Genomic DNA, 17,217 nt, shown 5'->3' with positions numbered 1-17,217 from the left:
GACCGTCTTACAGCGCTCAGCGGTCAAACTCCGCATCTCGGAGGGGTGATCGCGCCACGTCGCACTCTTCCCTTGTTCGTCCTGATTCTCTGCTGGCTGCTGGCTGTGGCTGCGCTCGCGCGCCCACAATGGATCGAGCCGCCCCTTCATCAGGACCGCCCAACCAGGGACCTGCTGCTTCTGGTCGACCTGTCCGGGTCGATGGACACGAAGGACTTCGTCGACGCATCGGGCAAGACCGTCGACCGACTGACGGCGGTCAAGCAAGTGCTCGACGAGTTCCTGTCGCGACGCAAGGGCGACCGGGTCGGCGTCGTCGTCTTTGGCGATGCGCCATTCGTCCTCGTGCCGTTTACGACTGATCTTGAACTGAGCCGCGCGTTGCTGCGCGACACCGTCGTCGGAATGGCCGGTCCGCGCACGGCCTTCGGTGACGCGATCGGCCTCGGCATCGGGCTCTTCGACCGCAGTACCGTCAAAGCGAAGACGATCATTGCTCTGACCGACGGCAACGACACCGCCAGCAAGGCCCCCCCCGTAGAGGCCGCAGGTGTCGCGAGGGACCGGGGCATCGTCATCCATACAGTCGCCGTCGGCGACCCCACCGCGGCCGGAGAAGACAAGCTTGACGAGAGCGCTCTCAAGGAGATTGCCAGTACGACGAAGGGAGGTTTCTTCCGCGCGCTCGACCGATCCCAACTCGCCGAGATCTACCAGCGGCTCGACGAGATCGAGACCCGCAAGATCGATACGGTGAGTTTTCGCCCGAAGCGCGATATTTATTGGGTGCCCTTGGCCGCGGGCCTGAGCCTGTCGCTGCTGCTGCAGGCGCTGCGAATGCTGCGACGCCGACTGCCGCGCGCTGCGCTTCGAACCAACGATCTCGCGATCTCGAAGGGGGCGCCATGATCGAAACCCTTTCCGCGTTCCACTTCCAGCGCCCACTTTGGCTGTTCGCCTTCCTTCCGGCCCTTGTCCTGGTGCAGCTTGAATACCGGGCCGCTGATACAGCCGGCCGGTGGCGCCGCATCATCGATCCCGAGTTGCTGAAATATCTTCTGGTCGACAATGGCCCCGTGTCACGCATCACCCCCAATGCCGTGCTCTTGGCGGCCTGGACGCTCGCAACCATCGCCGTCGCCGGTCCGGCCTGGCAGCGCGAACCCTCGCCCTTCGCCGATGCGAAGCCGCCGGTCGTCATTGTCCTCAAGGTCACTCCGTCGATGATGACGGAGGATCTCGCCCCGACCAGGCTGGACCGGGCTCGCCAAAAGCTCTCCGACCTGCTGAGCCTCCGCGAGGGGGCAGCAACCGGTCTCATCGCCTATTCCGGCTCGAGCCATCTTGTCCTGCCACCAACCCAGGACAGCACGGTGGTGCTGGATCTCGCCAAGGCCCTGTCGCCCGCGATCATGCCCAAGGAGGGCGACGACCTTGCCAATGCACTCGCCTTGGCGCAGCGGGTACTGGCCGGCAACGGGCATGGCGGCTCGATCCTGGTGATGGCCGACACGGTCGCGAGTGATCAGCTTGCCCGACTGGGCGAGACCGCCGCAGTAGCCGCGACCACCATCCTGTCTCTACTACCGGCCAATCTGGATGCAGCCAGCACCGGAGAGGCAGCCCGCGCGCTTCGCGCGACCGTCGTCGCGACCACGCCGGATCAGGTGGACATCACCGCGATTGAGCGCAGGCTCGATCGCGTCGGGCGCACCGCCGACGTCGCTGGCGAAGGACAGCATTGGCAGGAGGCAGGATACTGGCTGACGCCCCTCTTTGCCCTGCTCGCGCTGCTCTGGTTCCGCCGTGGATGGGTGCTGACATGACCCGGCCGATCGTCAAAATGTGTGCCCCCTATGCGCTCATCGCGGCCGTCGCCGTCCTCCTGCTAGCGCTCCTCGCCCAACGCATCGGCTGGCCCAACCTGTTCCTGACTCCGGACCAGCGCGGCCGCATCCTGCTCGATAATGGCCGACCTGCCGACGCAGCCAATGCCTTTCGCAATCCGATCTGGCGGGGCGTTGCCCTCTTCCGCGCGGGAGATTTCAAGAGTGCAGCGCAGGCCTTTGCCGCGGTCGACAGCGCCGAGAGCGCCTATGACCAGGGCAATGCCCTCATCATGCTCGGCCAGTACGATGACGCCATGCAGCGCTACGACCGGGCGCTGACCTTTCGGCCCGGCTGGCCGGAGGCCGTTACCAACCGCGAGATCGCCCGCATCCGCGGCGAGCGCAAGAAGGCGGAAGGCGGGGTCAATGACAACACCGAGTCCAAGCCCGATGAAATCGTCTTCGACAAGACGAAGAAGGGCGGCGAGGACACGACAATCGAGGACCCCGCCCAGGCGATGTCCGATGAGGCCGTGCGCTCGCTCTGGCTCAAAAGGGTTCAGACCCGGCCCGCGGATTTCCTGCGCGTGAAGTTCTCCTACCAGCTTCAATCGCCCGCCTCAGGGACGCAGCCATGATGCGCCATGTGGCGGCTGTCGTCGTTGCGCTCGCCATGGCTATGGCCCCGGCACTGGCGCAAGCCCCCGCTGCGACGCCGCTGGTTCGGACGACGATCGCACCCTCGGAAGGTATCGTGATCGGCCAGCCGGTGCAGCTGCATGTCGAGGTGCTGTTTCCCAGCGAGATGCCACGGCCGCCGCTGGTCAAACTCGCGGAGGCTCCAGGAGCCCAGACCCTGCGTTTCGAAACTCAGGCGATCACGATTCGGGATCGCATCGGCGATCAGGATTATGTCGGTCAGAGATTCGAGTTCGTGATTTTCCCAAGGCGCGGCGGCGATATCCAGGTGCCGGCAGCCGATGTCACCCTTCTCGACCGAGCCGGCGATCCCGTTGGATCGGCCAAGGGACAACAGATACATTTCTCGGTCACCGTTCCACCGGGTATCGACCCTTCCGGTCCGGTTCTTGCCGCATCCGACGTCCGCGTCAGCGAGACCTGGTCTCCCGATCCGGTGTCGTCTCCCTTCAGGGCCGGGAGTGCGATCACTCGCGCAATCCAGCGCAAGGCCACGGGCGTCCCGGCGCTCGGCATGGTCGATTTTCGCTTTACCGCGCCCGAGGGCGTGCGTGTCTATGTCGATCCGCCGGTCGTCGACGACAAGGTCGACCGCGGCTCCGTCGAGGGCTCTCGAACCGACAAGGCCACCTATGTCTTCGAGAAGCCTGGCAGCTATGTTCTGCCGGGTCTCTCGCAGCCCTGGTGGGATACCGACGGCAGGCAAGCCCGGACGGAGACGCTGGCCGGGGTCACGTTGAAAGTCGCCGCGACGGCGGCCGCCCCGTCACAGCAACCGCTCTGGCGCAACGCCATTGCGAACTGGCGCAAATTCGTCATTCCGGTGCTCGGCGCCGCGCTGGTCCTGCTCGCATGCGCCATGCTCTGGCCCTGGCTGAGCTCCCGATGGCGCAGGCGCGAGCAGAGACATTTCGCCTCGGAGACCTTTGCCCGAAAAACTCTGCGCCGGATTGCCAGCACCGGGGATGCTCCGGCGAGCTATCGTGCGCTCGCGACATGGCTGGAGCGATTGCCCCCAGACGGCAAGGACGCCGCGCGACGGGACAGCCGCTTGCAATCGTTGATCACGCAGCTCGAGCACGCCCTGTTCGGAACGGGCGGCAGTTGGTCAAAACAGAACGGAGCGGAGTTGGCAGAACTGGTCGCACACTTCCCTACGCTCAAGAAGGGCGGCCTCGTCCACGTCTCGCCACCCCTCCCTCCGCTCAATCCGCCCCCTCCGTCGCGGCGCCCTGCGTCTCAGGAGAGTGCATGACTGCGCAATGTAGTGCCGATCATGCCAGCGCCCAGCGTCTCATCGGAAATATCTCGCGGCGGCTGGGCTCCACGCAACCGCACGACAATTCGCCCCGACGGTTCGGAGCCATCGCTCCCATGTGAAATTTCCATGCGATTTCAAAGCGAAGACTGACATGCAGCATCCCCTCAAGGCCCGGTTCCAGCACACGGTCGCCCTCATTGCGACGGTGACCCTCCTTCTCCCGCCGCCCACCATCGCCCTGGCCCAAACCCCGCGAACGGCAGCCGCCTCGACAACCGCGCCGCAGGCAAGCCCGACCCAGTCCTGGCCGCGCACCGTCGCGGATGCCGCGGAGGACATCACCATCTATCAACCGCAGATCGAGAGCTGGCGGGGAGATATCCTCGAAGCCCGCTCGGCCGTGTCGATCCAGCGTCCCGGCAGCCAGGCGCCGACGCTGGGCGTGATCTGGATGAAGGCGAGAACCTCGGTCGACAAGGAAAGCGATCTCGTCTCGCTGGATGGCATCGAGCTCACCAGGGCGAATTTTCCCTCGGACACCGCCAATTCCAACGCCTATCTGACGACGTTGCGCGAGCATGTCCCCGGTGGCCTGCGCACGATCTCGCTATCTCGCCTGCAGGCCAGTCTTGCCGTCTCCGAGGCCGAGACCGACCAGACGCAGGCTGTGCGCAACGAGCCCCCCAAAATCGTCTACAGCGAAACACCGGCCCTGCTCGTCCTGATCGACGGCAAGCCCCAGCTACGCCAGGTTGCCGGCAGCAAGCTGCTGCGCGTGATCAACACACCCGCCCTGATCCTGTTCGACGAGGCTGCCGGCGTCTACTACCTGCGCGCGCTGAAGACGTGGTGGAATGCCAAGGCGCCTGAAGGTCCCTGGGCCGTGGCGCCACAGCCTCCGGCCAGTCTGGCCGGCGCGTTGAAGGCAGCCGGGACCCAGGTCAATCTGATGGACACGCCGCCAGTGGACATCGAGGCAGCAGTTGCAGGCGGCGCGATCCCGACCCTGCATGTCAGCCTCGGACCGGCGGATCTGATCCAGACGGCGGGTCATCCGGAATATCTGCCGATTCCGGATACGCAGCTGCTCTATATCAAGAACACCAGCAGCCATGTCGTCATCGACGTCGCCAGCCAGGAGAACTATGTCCTGATCTCCGGGCGCTGGTTCAGCTCCAAATCGCTTTCCAACGGCCCCTGGAGCTTCGTTGCGGGCGACAAGCTGCCAGCGGATTTCGCCAAGATCCCCGACAGCCACCCGAAGGGCGCCGTGCTGGCCTCAGTGAGCGGCACGGTCCAGGCCCAGGACTCCCTGATCGACAATCAGATCCCGCAGACCGCGACGGTCGACCGCAAGAAGGCGAAGGTGAGCGTTCGCTATGACGGGAAGCCAGAACTGAAACCGATCGAAGGCACCAGCCTCGAATATGTCGCCAATGCCGCGATACCGGTGATCAAGGCCGGCAGTTCCTATTATGCGGTCCAGAACGGCGTCTGGTTCGTCGCGAACAGCGCGGCCGGCCCCTGGGCTGTCGCGACCGAAGTCCCGGCAGCGATCTACGCTATCCCGCCGAGTTCGCCCCTGCATTTCGTGACCTATGTCAGGGTCTACAGTTCCACCCCCGAGACCGTCTATGTCGGATATACACCGGGCTATTACGGTACGGTCGCCGCGCCCGGCGGGGTCGTCGTCTACGGCACCGGCTATGTCTACCCGGCCTGGATCGGATCGGCCTGGTATCCGGCACCTCTGACCTATGGATATGGCACGGCTTTCGCCTGGGGCGCGGTGTCCGGGTTCACCCTGGGGGCCATTGCCGGCGCGGCCTGGGCCGGTGGCGCCTGGGGCTGGGGCGGCGGCGGGGGTTGGGGCCACAACAATGTGGTGATCAACAACTTCAATACGTTCAACCAGTTCAACTTCAACCACGCCAACATCTACAACCGCTGGACGAACAACTCGGTGCATAGCCGCATCGACACCCGCATCGCCAACCGGGGCGGGCTCACGCCCGGCCAGCGCGCCAATCTCGGTAACGCACGCGCCAATCTGAATGCGCAGGGCGGCCTGGGCGAGCGAGCTGGCAATCTGCGCCTGAATGACGGGAACATCCGTCAGAACGCCGGCGACATCGCCCGCAACCACCCACGCGCGAATGACCACTACGCGGGTCGCAACGGTGAGGTCTTCCGCCGCGGGAGTAATGGCTGGGAGCAGCATCAGAACGGTCGCTGGGCCAATGCCGGTGGCGGAGAGATCCGTAATCTCGACCGTGAGCAGATCGGCCGGTTCCATGGCGAGCGGATGGAAAACTTCCGAGGAGGCGGTGGATTCGCGGAGGCTGGCGGTTTCCGTGGCGGTGGCGGCTTACACGGCGGCGGCTTCACCGGCGGCGGTGGGTTCCATGGCGGAGGAGGTTTCCGTGGCGGCGGATTCCACGGCGGTGGCGGCGGATTCCATGGTGGTTTCCGTCGCTAGCGGAGACGCCGGTGCGGCTACGGCCGGCCGCATCCGGCCATTGCGCCTCCACGCATCGCCCCCAGTCCCGTTCGCGGCAAGCTGTTTGCTTGTCGCGTCCGGCATGGCAGGTTGCCATCCGCCGGACAGGGAGATGCGACGCGATGGAGCTGAAGTGGCTGGAGGACTTTGTGAGCCTCTCGACAACCTTGAGTTTCTCGCGCTCGGCCCGGGAGCGCAACGTCACGCAATCTGCCCTGAGCCGCCGCATCCGGCAGCTCGAGAGCTGGCTCGGCCTGTCCTTGTTCGACCGCAGCAGCTACCCGATCGGCATCACGGAGGAGGGCAAAATCTTCCTGCCGCGGGCGCGTGAGATCCTGAAGCTGGTCCAGACCTCGCGACAGGAGGCGCGCCAGCAGCATGAAGACACGGCCGAAGTGCTGGTCTTCGCCACGCTCAACACCTTGTCCCTGACCTATTTCCCCGGCTTCATCAGGCGCATCGAGGAGCGGCTTGGGTCGGTGAAGACCCGTTTCTGCGACCAGTATTCGTCCTATGACGGCAATGTCGCGGTCCTGAACCAGGGCGAATGCGATTTCCTGCTGACCTATGCGCATGAGACCGTGCCGCTGCTGCTCGATCCCGCTCGTTTCATCTATCGCCGCCTTGGCTCCGAGCGCGCGATCCCGGTCTCGATCGCCGGCGCCGATGGCAGGCCGGTGCATGCTCTCCGCCCCACAGGAGAGCCCGTCCGAATGCTCAGCTACGGCAGCTGCTCGTTCTTTGCCCGTCGTCTGGCCAAGCTCTTCGCCGATCGGCCCGCCCCTCACGTCACCGTCTACGAGAACCCGATGTCGGTCGGCCTCAAGGCGATGGTTTTGGCTGGGCGCGGCATGGCCTGGATCCCGGAAAGCCTGATTACCGAGGAGCTGCGCAGCGGCGTGCTCGTGCCGGCGGCCGATCCCTCCTGGGAGCTGACCGCCGAAATCCGCCTTTACCGTGCCGCATCGCCAAGCCGGCACGGTGCCGAGCTTTTCTGGGCCGCCGTCGATGAGAACATGCCCCTGAGTGCGCCGGACGCACCTGTGCGCCCGATGCCGGGCAGGCTCTCCTATGCGCGGCCCSTCGCGACCAATGCGGGGGACAGGAAGTTGAGATTGGCTGCTGCGTCGATGTCGGCGAGCTGATCATAGAGCGTCGCGATCTCGGCCTCGTTCATCGCGGCCGCACAGCAATCGAGGAATTTCGACTCGCGATCCATGTCGTCGAAAGGGTCCACAATCGAGCCCTTGGCCTCGGAGCGTTCGACGGTCAGCGTTCGCCCGTCCGCAAGCCGCACGGTCACACGATGCGGCAGGCGCCCGGCAGCGGCCTCCTCGCTCTTGTCATAGGCCCTCATGACGGTGCGGGGCAGAAGTTCGCGCACGGCCTGGCGCTGCACCGCCTCGGACGTGAAATCGGCCAGCGACAAGCGGTCCTGCAGGAGCGCGAGCGCGACGCAGTAATGCATCGAGAAACGTGCCTGCATCTCGTCTTCGGGGTCGGGATAGGCGAGGTTACGCGCATTCGCGATACCGACCAGCGTCTCCACCGCAAGCACGTCCCCGCTCGTGAAGCCATGTTCGGCCTTCAGCCCGAGAATCGCGTCCACCGTGTAATGCGTGGAGCCGCAGCAGGGATGGCGCTTGGGGATGAGGCCCTCGCTCTCGATGACATGCGGCTCGGCAATGGCCATCCCGGCCCATCCCGCCGCGCTCGCATCGCCGAACAGCTCGGCCACCCCCATCGGGCATTCCAGAATGTCGAGACGACCGGTCATGCCAGCCGCCGCAAGCGCAGCCGCGTCAACGGCATTGCGGGCGGCAAGCCCCGCATGCAGCGGCTTTGCCGGGGTCCCGAACTGCCCCTTGGGCCCGGCCGCCATGCTTGCCGCTACGCTCATGGCGCGCGCGATGCCCGCCGCATCGAGCCCCATCAGCCAGGCCGTGCCTGCTGCAGTTCCGATAGCCCCCACCGTCGAGGTCGCGTGCCAGCCGAGCGTGTAATGCGCCGGATTGATGCCTCGCCCGACTATCGCCTGCGCCTCGAGCCCGACGAGATAGGCGTCCACGAAGCTGCGCCCGTTCGCGGCTCGACCATGCGCGACGGCAAGCAGGGCCGGCACGAGCACCGCCGAAGCATGGGTGATGCCCGGCCGGAAATTGTCGTCGTAATCGAGAGCATGCGCCGCCGTGCCGTTCACCAGGGCGGCGACGGCTTCCGGTGCCCTGCCGCCACCAATGACGGCGGCTGCACCGGACGGCCCGATGCTGACGGCGAAAGCCGCACGCACCGACTGCGTCGCCTGATCGTCGGCGCCGGCAATCATGCAGCCGATCGTATCGGCGATCGCATGACGCGCACGCGTCCGCGCCAGAGGAGCGAACCCAGGTCCGGACCGGCTCCAGGCCGCAATGCGTTCGATGGCACTCGACATAGGCTCTCCAGATCTGCGACGAGTACGACGAGAAGGGCCAGCGCGTCCGTCAGCCCACGCGCGCGTCGAGGATGTGGCGCAGCAGGCGCCCGAAGGCGAAGCGGTTGACCTCCTCGCCCTTCTTGTCGGTGTTGACGCGGTGCACGATCACAAGGTCGAGCGAGGGAATGACGAGGCAGTACTGCCCGCCGACGCCCTGGGCGCTGTAGCTGCCATCCGGCAGCACGACGCCCGGAAAACCAGCACCGGACCGCGACACCCACCACATATAGCCATAGCCGCCACGCGGGCCTGCATCCGAGAGCGGCAGGACACTGGTCGCCACCCAGTTGGCCGGCACCACCTGCCGGCTGCGCCAGCGGCCTCGCCGCAGGAACATCAGGCCGAAGCGGGCGAGATCGCGCGTCGACATCCGGAACGGATAGGCCGGGTGCACGGAGCAGTCGTCCGGCTCGATCCAGCCGTCGCGACGTTCCTCGTCGAAGCGGAAATCCTGCATGCCGAGCGGCCCGGCGATGCGCCCCTGGAAGTCATCATGGATGCCGGCACCGGTGAGCGCGCCGAAGATCGTGCCGAGAGCGTTGAAGTCCCAGTTGTTATAGGACCAGAAGGCGCCCGGCGCGTGCGAATGGCGCGGCTCCTTGATCGACTTCATCCAGGCCGATTCATACCCGGCCGGGTGAAAGATGCCCGAGCGCGCAGTTAGCAGGTCGTAGATCGTGGCCGCCTTCTCGCGTTCGCTCAGGCCGTCCTTGTCGTCGACTCCGAGCTGCGCCAGGCTGCGCGACAGGTCGATCGTGCCTTCGTCCTCATGGATACCGATGAGAGCGCTGAGGAAGCTCTTGCGGATCGAATGGCACTGGTAACGATGGGCGAGATCGCCGCGGCTCGCGACAACCCGGCCGCCCTGCACGATCATCAGCGTCGCAGTCGCGATCGTGTCGGCATAGCTCCAGACGCGGTCGAGGCCATCCGCGGACCAGCCCGCATCAGCGGGGTTTACCGCACTCCAGTCCTCATTCGGCCAGGCCGCATCCGCAACCTGTCCGTCCCCCGAAACGTCTTTGCGCATGGAAAAATCGCCTCCCCTGAGGATTGCAGTCACGAGGCCGGCCGGTACCCCGTGCTCGCCTCCAGGAATTCCCGCGTGTAAGGCTCGGCGGCGCGGCCGGCGCGCACGTCCTCGGCGCTCATCTCCTCGATGATGCGTCCTTCGCTCATCATGCCGACGCGCTCGCACAGATGCGTCACCACCGCGAGGTCGTGACTGACCATCAGATAGGTCAGGTCGCGGGCACGCCGGAGCTGCTTCAGCAGGTTGAGGATTTCGGCCTGGACCGAAACATCGAGCGCCGAGGTCGGCTCGTCGAGGAGCAGCAGTTCGGGCTCGATGATGAGTGCGCGTGCGATCGCGACGCGCTGGCGTTGGCCGCCCGAAAGCTCATGCGGGAAGCGATAGCGGAACGATGGCCCGAGCCCGACGGCGGACAGGATTTCGTCGATACGCTCCTGGTGCCGGTCGAACCCGTGAATCCGGAGGGGCTCGGCCAGGACGTATTGCACCATCTTGCGCGGATGAAGCGAGGCATAGGGGTCCTGGAAGACCATCTGCACCCGGCGAAAGAAGCTCTTGTCGCGCTGGTGCGGCACCACCGTGTCGCGGAACCTGATCGTGCCCTCGTAGTCGCGGTTGAGGCCGACGAGCGCACGCAGGATCGTCGACTTGCCGCAGCCGGACTCGCCGATCAGCCCGAAGGCTTCGCCGTGCCCGAGCGTGAAGGAGACATCGTCGACCGCGGTCATCGCGGCTGCGCCGCTGCCGAAGATGATGTTGAGATGGCTGACTGCGAGGGCGGTTTCCTGCGCAGCCCCAGAAGCGTTCGTGGCCGGAGCACTCATGTCGCCACTCCGCTGCGGATCGTCGGGCCGTCGAGCCAGGCCGGGTCGCGGCTCGGGACCTGGAGCATGTCGGTGGCGCGGTCGAGCCGCGGCAGGCTGTCGAGCAGCGCGCGCGTATAGGGGTGGCGCGCATTGCGCAGGTCGCGCGCGGYGATGTCCTCCATGATCCGGCCGGCATACATGACCAACACGCGGTCGCAGAAATCGGCGACGAGGTTGAGGTCATGGCTGATGAACATCAGCCCCGCGCCACGCCGCGTGACGAGCTCGTCGAGAATGGTCAGGACCTGCCTTCGCACCGTCACGTCGAGGGCCGAAGTCGGCTCGTCGGCAATGATCAGGTCCGGTTCGGGAATGAGCATCATGGCAATCATGATGCGCTGCCCCATGCCGCCCGAAACCTCGTGCGGGAAGAGCTGGTAGACGCGGTCGGGATCGCGAATCTTCACCGCCTCGAGCATGGCCAGCGCCCGCGCTTCGGCCTCGCGCCGGCCGACCTTGTGATGCAGGCGGTAGGCTTCGGTGATCTGCTGGCCGACTCGCATCAGCGGGTTGAGCGAGAATTTCGGGTCCTGCAGGATCATCGAGATGCGGTTGCCTCGAATGCTCCGCATCTGCCGCTCGCTGGCGGCGAGCAGGTCGATGCCGTCGAAGGAGAGCCGCCTGGCGTCGATATGTGCGGCCTTCGGCGTCAGCTTCAGCACCGTGCGCCCGGTGAGCGACTTGCCCGAACCGGACTCGCCGACGATACCCACCTTCTCCCGGCCGACGTTGAACGAGATGCCCCGGACCGCCTGGGTGGTGCGATGAGCCCCCTTGAAGGACACGAAGAGGTCCTCGACCTCGAGCAGCGGCTTAGCCATGACGCGGATCCAGGATATCGCGCAGGCCATCCCCGAAGAGGTTGAAGGCGAGGCTGGTGATCAGGATGGCGGTACCGGGAATAGCCGCGATCCAGCCATTGGTCAGGATGAACTCCCGGCCGGAAGCCAGCATGGCGCCCCATTCCGGGCTTGGCGGCTGCGCACCGAGGCCGAGGAAACCGAGCCCCGCCGCGGTGAGGATGATCGCCGCCATGTTGAGCGTGAGGCGCACCACGACAGAGGGAATGCACATCGGCACGACATGGCCAAGGATGATGCGCAACGGCGAGGCTCCCTGCAGCCGCACGGCGGCAATATAGTCCGACTTGCGGATCGACAGGGTTTCCGCGCGAGCAAGCCGGGCGATTGGTGGCCAGGCGGCGAGCGCAATCGCGATGATGGCGTTTTCGATGCCCGGGCCGAGCGCGGCGACGAAGGCGAGTGCCAGCACCAGGCTCGGGAAGGCCAGGAAGACATCGACCACGCGCATCAGCACGATGTCTACCCAGCCGCCGAGATAACCGGAGGTGGTGCCGATGATCAAACCGAGCGGCGCGACGATGATCGCCGTCAGCAAGGCAATGTAGAGCGTGATGCGGGCGCCGAAGACGAGCCGGCTGAAGATATCGCGGCCGAGTTCGTCCGTGCCGAGCCAATGCGCCGCCGACGGCCGCATCAGCCGCTTGCCGAGATCCTGGGCATAGATGTCATGCGTCGCGATCAGCGGCGCAAACAAGGCCGCCAGCACGATGAGTACGATGACGGCCAGCCCGAACAGCGCCGACGGGTTGGCCTTGAGCCGCCACCATTTCAGGGACAGCTGCTGCATCCGCGCCTGGAATGGCGAGGCCGGAACGGGGGCCGTAAGCCAGGCCTTGAGGCCTGTGCCGGACGTTTCAAGAGGGGGAGCGGACATGGCGTGCCTTCACCGGGTGCGCGGGTCGAAGACCCGGTAGAGCAGGTCGCAGAGCAGATTGAGCGTGACGAAGATGACGCCGACGAGCAGCGTGCAGCCGACCACGGCATTCATGTCGCCCGCGAGCAGGGCATTGGTCAGATAGCGGCCGAAACCGGGCCAGGCGAAGACCGTCTCCGTGAGCACCGCCCCTTCCAGCAGGAAGGCGTAGGAGAGCGCCACGACGGTCACGACCTGCACGGCGATATTGCGAAAGGCATGGCCCCAAACGGTGCGCGACCAGGACAGCCCCTTGACCCGCGCCGTCACCACATATTCCTGGCTCAGCTGCTCGATCATGAAGCTGCGTGTCATGCGGCTGATATAGGCGAACGCGCCGAAGGCCAGGATCGAGGCCGGCAGGATGATGTGCGAGAAGGCGTTGCCGAACATCTCCCAGTTGCCCGCCATGGCACTGTCGATGAGCAGGAAGCCGGTCACATGCTCGAGGTCGAACTCATAGGTGAAGTCGATGCGCCCCGGCCCCGCCACCCAGCCGAGCGTGGCGTAGAACAGGACGAGCCCCATCAGGCCGAGCCAGAAATTGGGGGCGGAATAACCGATCAGCCCGACGACGCGTGACAGCTGGTCGATCCACGTATCGCGGTACATGGCGGCGAGCACGCCCATCGGAATGCCGAGCCCCGTACCGATGATGATCGCCACGCTGGCGAGCTCGATCGTCGCCGGGAAGACGCGGGCGATGTCTTCCATCACCGGTTTCCCGGTGGTCAGCGCCGTCCCGAAATCGAGATGCAGGATGCCCCAGACATAGCGCGCGAACTGCACCCAGAGCGGCTGGTCGAGACCGAGCTGCCGGTACATCGCGTCATAGGCTTCCTGGGTCGCGTTGTCGCCGAGCACCGCGGCAACGGGATCAAGCGGCAGCAGGCGACCGATGAAGAAGGTGAGCGCCGCGAGCCCGAACAGGGTCACGGCAACGGAAATGATGGTCCTTCCGGTTGCCCAGACCCAGGACGGAAGACCCTTCCGCCCTGGACTCGCAAACCGACGGGAGCCGACCTCGGCGACTTCGGACACCGGCCAGCCTTACTTGCTGGTTCGGGCGTAGTAGGTCTTGAAGCCGGTCCAGCTCCAGTCCYTCAGGTCCTTGCGGACACCCGCGATGTTGTACATCTGGAACATGAAGGCCATCGGCCCCTTGGCCATGACGTCCTTCTGAATCTCGGCGTAGAGCGCGTCGCGCTTGGCCGTGTCGGCTTCCAGCAAGGCTTCGTCGATCTTGGCGTTGAGCGCCAGGTCCTGATACGACGAACGCCAGCTCGGATATTGCGTCTGCTTCGCCTCGGCCCGGTTGTCGGGATTGAAGACGAGGCGCGAGGCATTCCCATGCGCATCCGGCACGCCGGTCTGCCAGGCCAGCATCGCCGACTGGAATTCGCGGCCGCGAACCTTGCTGAACAGCTGGGCATTGGCCATCCGCTCGAGCGACAGCTTCACGCCGATCTTGGAGGCGTTCTGCTGCACGCTTTGGGCGATCGGCGCCGAATGCGGCAAGGTGCCGAAGATCAGGCTGGCTTCGAAACCGTTCGGATAGCCCGCCTCGGTCAGGAGCTGCTTGGCCTTGTCGAGGTCGAGCTTGAAGGGCTGGCCCTCCTTCTCGTCCAATGCGCCGACCGCTCCAAGCTGCGCGAAGCTCGCCCGCGGCACCCCGAGATAGGTCATGATCGTCTTGCCGAGACCGTCATAGTCGATCAGGTAGCGCATCGCGAGGCGCACCTTCTCCTTGGAGAAGGGGCCGTCCGCAACGTTGAAGTTCCAGAAGAACAGCTGCGGCCGCAGAACCTTGAGGATCGAGACATCCTTCGAGGCTTCGAGGTCCTTGACGTCCTCGGGCGTCAGGTCACGCGCGACGTCGACGTCGCCCTGCCCCAGCAGCAGGCGCTGGGTGCCGGCTTCCGCGACATGCCGGATCAGCACGCGCTTCAGCGCCGGAGCCTTGCCCCAATAGCCCTCGTTCGCCTCGAGCACGATGGACTCGCCCGCGTTCCAGCGCGTCAGCTTGTAGGGGCCGACGCAGGCCGTGCGGGTGCCGAGATACTTATTGCCGAGATCACCATTCTGCTCATTGGCCATGATGGTCTTCATGTCCATCACGGCAGCGACGCGGTTGGCGGCGATCGCCTGCAGGATCAGCGTCGTCGGATAGGCCTTGTCGAGCTTGAACACGACCGTATTGGCATCCGGCGCCACGATGCGCTGATCGACCGTGTCCTTGGTGAAGCCGTATTCGGTCAGGGTCGCGGCATTGCCGAAATTGAGTTTGACCACGCGGCGCAGCGACCAGAGGACATCCTCAGCGGTCACCGGATTGCCGGACGGGAACTTGGCGCCCTTGCGCAGGTGGAAGGTGATCTCCTTGCGATCCGGCGAGACGTCCCAGCGCTCGGCGAAGAGCGGGACAACCTTGCGCTCGTCGGCCGGGTCGAAATCGACCAGCGTGTCGCAGGTGTTCTGCAGGATCTCGTTGGTCACGACCTCGCCGACCTGGGCCGGATCGAAAGTGCTGATCGCATCGATATTCCACGCCATCACCAGGGCGTTCTTCGGCGTGGCGGCGCCGGCCGTCGTGGCAGCAGCGCAAACGGCCGCCGCAGCGGCGACGCTGGAGAGAAGATACCGCGCGGCGCGAGGCGCGCGCGTCTCCGTCGACTGGTCTTGCTTGGCCATGGTCAGTTCCCGCTCTCGTGATTGTTCTTGGTCAAGACTTGCTGTGGTCGCTAGGCCTGCGCTGTGTCTCCCGCGCAGGCCCGGCTGAAAGGCTCAGGCGGCTTCGGGCCGCGGCTGGATCGGCGGCTTCACCTCGGCCGGGATCGGGCAGATATAGGGCGTCCTGGTCGTCCGCTCCTGGTGATCCTTCTTGGCGCGCGCCAGCAGCGTCTCGTCGCTCATCACGTCGACGGCCGTACCGGCCATGATCTTGGCGGCATGAACCATGCCCTTATGCGCGGCCGGGGCCTTGCCTTGCGCCGTGATCTGCCAGGAATGGCCGGGCGTGCCGATGGCATGCGTCGCGACGCGTGCCTGGATGGTCGGCACCTTCCAGCTGACATCCGCGACGTCGGTCGAGCCGACCATCGGCACGCCTCTGGCATCCCTGGGGATCACGAAATCGCAGAGCGGGGTGTTCTCGCGCGGCGCGACGCCGGTGCGGCGATAGTCGTTCAGGATGTCGGCCTCGCTCAGCGTCGCCTGGATCTGGGCGGCGTAGGCGCGGTCGGCATCGTCGAACGGCACGGGCCCGAGGCGCTGGATGTTCTGGAACATCGCCTCTTCGAGCGGCGTATTGCCGAGCATGTTGGAAACCGCGCTCATGATCGAGATCGAGACCTTGGTCTCGGTCATCAGCGCCGCCCCCTCGGCGACTTTCTTGACCCGTTCATTGAGCTCCAGCATGCCCGCGAGATCGCGGGCGCGGATCGCATAACGTACCTTTGCCGAAGCCTGCACGACGTTCGGCGCGATACCCCCGGAATCGAGCATGGCATAGTGGATGCGGGCATCCGACGGCATGTGTTCGCGCATGTAGTTGACGCCGACATTCATCAGCTCGACGGCATCGAGTGCGCTGCGTCCCAGATGCGGCGCCGCCGCCGCGTGCGAGGCGCGGCCGGTGAAGTGGAAGTCCATGCGCGTATTGGCGAGCGACAGCGCCTCGTCGACCCGCGTCATCGACGCCGGGTGCCAGGTGATGGCGACATCGACATCGTCGAAGGCGCCGGCACGCACCATGAAGGCCTTCGCTGCGCCCCCCTCTTCCGCCGGGCAGCCGAAATAGCGCACCCGCCCGGGGCGCCCCGTCTCGGCAAGCCAGTCCTTGAGCGCGGTCGCGGCCAGCAGCGCGGCCGAGCCGAGCATGTTGTGGCCGCAGCCATGGCCATGTCCGCTACCCTCGACCGGGCGCGGCTCGGCGATATTCGCCTCCTGGCTCAGGCCGGGCAACGCATCATATTCGCCGAGGAAGGCGATCACCGGGCCGCCCTCGCCCRCTTCGCCCATCACCGCAGTCGGAATGCCGGCGACATTCTCGGTCACGCGGAAGCCCTGTTCCTTCAGCATCGCCGTATGCTCGGCGACCGAGCGGTACTCGGTATAGGCGATCTCGGGCATGCCCCAGACCCGGTCGCTCAGCGCCTCGAAGGGCTGCCGCTTGGCATCGACCAATTGCCAGATCGTCTCTGAATTACGCATGGCGTCCTCTCGTATTCCAGATGCTGTCACAGATGCTTACGCAGAAAGCGTGCGACGGCCCCGAAGACCGTGCGCCGGTTCTCGATCCGGGCGAAGCCATGGCCCTCATGCGGGATGCGGACATACTCGACCGGATGGCCGCGGCCGCGCAGCACCGAATAGATCATCTCGCTCTCGCCGGGAGGCACACGCGGATCGTCGAGCCCCTGCGCGATAAACAGCGGCGCGCGAATATGGCCTGCCTTGTGGATCGGCGAGAAGCGGATCAGGTCGTCCCGATCGGCAACGAGATCGCCATATTCGACCGCGCGCAGATACTTGCGCCACGGCCCCGTGGTTTCGAGCATCGTCAGGAAATTGGCGATGCCGTAGAACTCGACGCCGACCTTCCACAATTCGGGTTGTTCGGTCAGCGCGGCGAGCACCATGAAGCCGCCATAGGAACGCCCATAGACCGCGACGCGCTCGTCATCGACCTCCGGTTGTTCGCGCAGCCACAACCGCACCGCCTTGAGGTCCGCGACACTGTCCATGCGCAGATGCTTGTCGTCGAGATGCTGGTAGG

14 protein-coding genes and 1 pseudogene are annotated in these 17,217 nt (G+C 65.6%); 6 read left to right on the top strand and 9 right to left on the bottom strand.

Annotation, left to right across the window (positions count from 1 at the left end):
* Positions 1-105 precede the first annotated feature (105 nt).
* The 6 genes from AC1DRP_RS05600 (at position 106) to AC1DRP_RS05575 (ending at position 7,434) form a co-directional block, all read left to right on the top strand.
* On the top strand, positions 106-909 hold the full coding sequence (locus AC1DRP_RS05600) for a VWA domain-containing protein (RefSeq protein WP_476768027.1): 804 nt from the start codon (positions 106-108) through the stop codon (positions 907-909).
* On the top strand, positions 906-1,826 hold the full coding sequence (locus AC1DRP_RS05595) for a vWA domain-containing protein (RefSeq protein ID WP_476768026.1): 921 nt from the start codon (positions 906-908) through the stop codon (positions 1,824-1,826). Before AC1DRP_RS05600 ends, AC1DRP_RS05595 begins: the two co-directional genes overlap by 4 nt.
* Positions 1,823-2,467, top strand: coding sequence for a tetratricopeptide repeat protein (locus AC1DRP_RS05590; RefSeq protein ID WP_441488127.1), 645 nt, complete (start codon positions 1,823-1,825; stop codon positions 2,465-2,467). Before AC1DRP_RS05595 ends, AC1DRP_RS05590 begins: the two co-directional genes overlap by 4 nt.
* A complete protein-coding gene (locus AC1DRP_RS05585) occupies positions 2,464-3,783 on the top strand; it encodes a BatD family protein (protein WP_476768025.1) in 1,320 nt (439 codons plus the stop codon). The genes AC1DRP_RS05590 and AC1DRP_RS05585 overlap by 4 nt, the downstream gene beginning before the upstream one ends.
* A 157-nt stretch (positions 3,784-3,940) precedes the next feature.
* Positions 3,941-6,268, top strand: a complete 2,328-nt coding sequence (locus AC1DRP_RS05580; protein ID WP_476768024.1) for a hypothetical protein — start codon at positions 3,941-3,943, stop codon at positions 6,266-6,268.
* A 143-nt stretch (positions 6,269-6,411) separates the two neighbouring features.
* A complete protein-coding gene (locus AC1DRP_RS05575) occupies positions 6,412-7,434 on the top strand; it encodes a LysR family transcriptional regulator (RefSeq protein WP_476768023.1) in 1,023 nt (340 codons plus the stop codon).
* Here AC1DRP_RS05575 and AC1DRP_RS05570 read toward each other — a convergent pair.
* From AC1DRP_RS05570 to AC1DRP_RS05530, 9 genes and pseudogenes are all read right to left on the bottom strand, one after another.
* Positions 7,359-8,723: an MmgE/PrpD family protein gene (locus AC1DRP_RS05570; protein WP_476768022.1), complete on the bottom strand. Its 1,365-nt coding sequence runs from the start codon at positions 8,721-8,723 to the stop codon at positions 7,359-7,361. The two genes, AC1DRP_RS05575 and AC1DRP_RS05570, sit on opposite strands and share 76 nt — an antisense overlap.
* A 49-nt stretch (positions 8,724-8,772) precedes the next feature.
* The gene (locus tag AC1DRP_RS05565) at positions 8,773-9,795 is read right to left on the bottom strand and encodes a serine hydrolase domain-containing protein (protein ID WP_476768021.1); all 1,023 of its coding nucleotides are present in this window, start codon (positions 9,793-9,795) and stop codon (positions 8,773-8,775) included.
* Between the two features lie 29 nt (positions 9,796-9,824).
* Positions 9,825-10,622, bottom strand: coding sequence for an ABC transporter ATP-binding protein (locus AC1DRP_RS05560; protein WP_476768020.1), 798 nt, complete (start codon positions 10,620-10,622; stop codon positions 9,825-9,827).
* Positions 10,619-11,407: pseudogene (locus AC1DRP_RS05555) on the bottom strand (ABC transporter ATP-binding protein); the annotation flags it as partial. The gene AC1DRP_RS05560 and the pseudogene AC1DRP_RS05555, both read right to left, overlap by 4 nt.
* Before the next feature lie 70 nt (positions 11,408-11,477).
* Positions 11,478-12,401, bottom strand: a complete 924-nt coding sequence (locus AC1DRP_RS05550; RefSeq protein ID WP_441504495.1) for an ABC transporter permease — start codon at positions 12,399-12,401, stop codon at positions 11,478-11,480.
* Positions 12,402-12,410: 9 nt separating this feature from the next.
* A complete protein-coding gene (locus AC1DRP_RS05545) occupies positions 12,411-13,481 on the bottom strand; it encodes an ABC transporter permease (RefSeq protein ID WP_476768019.1) in 1,071 nt (356 codons plus the stop codon).
* Positions 13,482-13,490: 9 nt separating this feature from the next.
* Positions 13,491-15,131 carry an ABC transporter substrate-binding protein gene (locus AC1DRP_RS05540; RefSeq protein ID WP_476768018.1) on the bottom strand — a complete coding sequence of 547 codons (1,641 nt, stop codon included), beginning with the start codon at positions 15,129-15,131 and terminating at the stop codon, positions 13,491-13,493.
* A gap of 93 nt (positions 15,132-15,224) precedes the next feature.
* Positions 15,225-16,652: a M20 family metallopeptidase gene (locus AC1DRP_RS05535; RefSeq protein ID WP_476768017.1), complete on the bottom strand. Its 1,428-nt coding sequence runs from the start codon at positions 16,650-16,652 to the stop codon at positions 15,225-15,227.
* 26 nt (positions 16,653-16,678) lie between these two features.
* Positions 16,679-17,217 (bottom strand): alpha/beta hydrolase family protein (locus AC1DRP_RS05530; RefSeq protein WP_476768016.1); only part of this gene is annotated, 539 nt, incomplete at its 5' end.

It is taken from the genome of Allobosea sp. 01N443 (assembly GCF_056399325.1).
The sequence above is the reverse complement of the archived record's forward strand: the minus strand, read 5'-3'. Positions and strand labels throughout refer to the sequence as shown.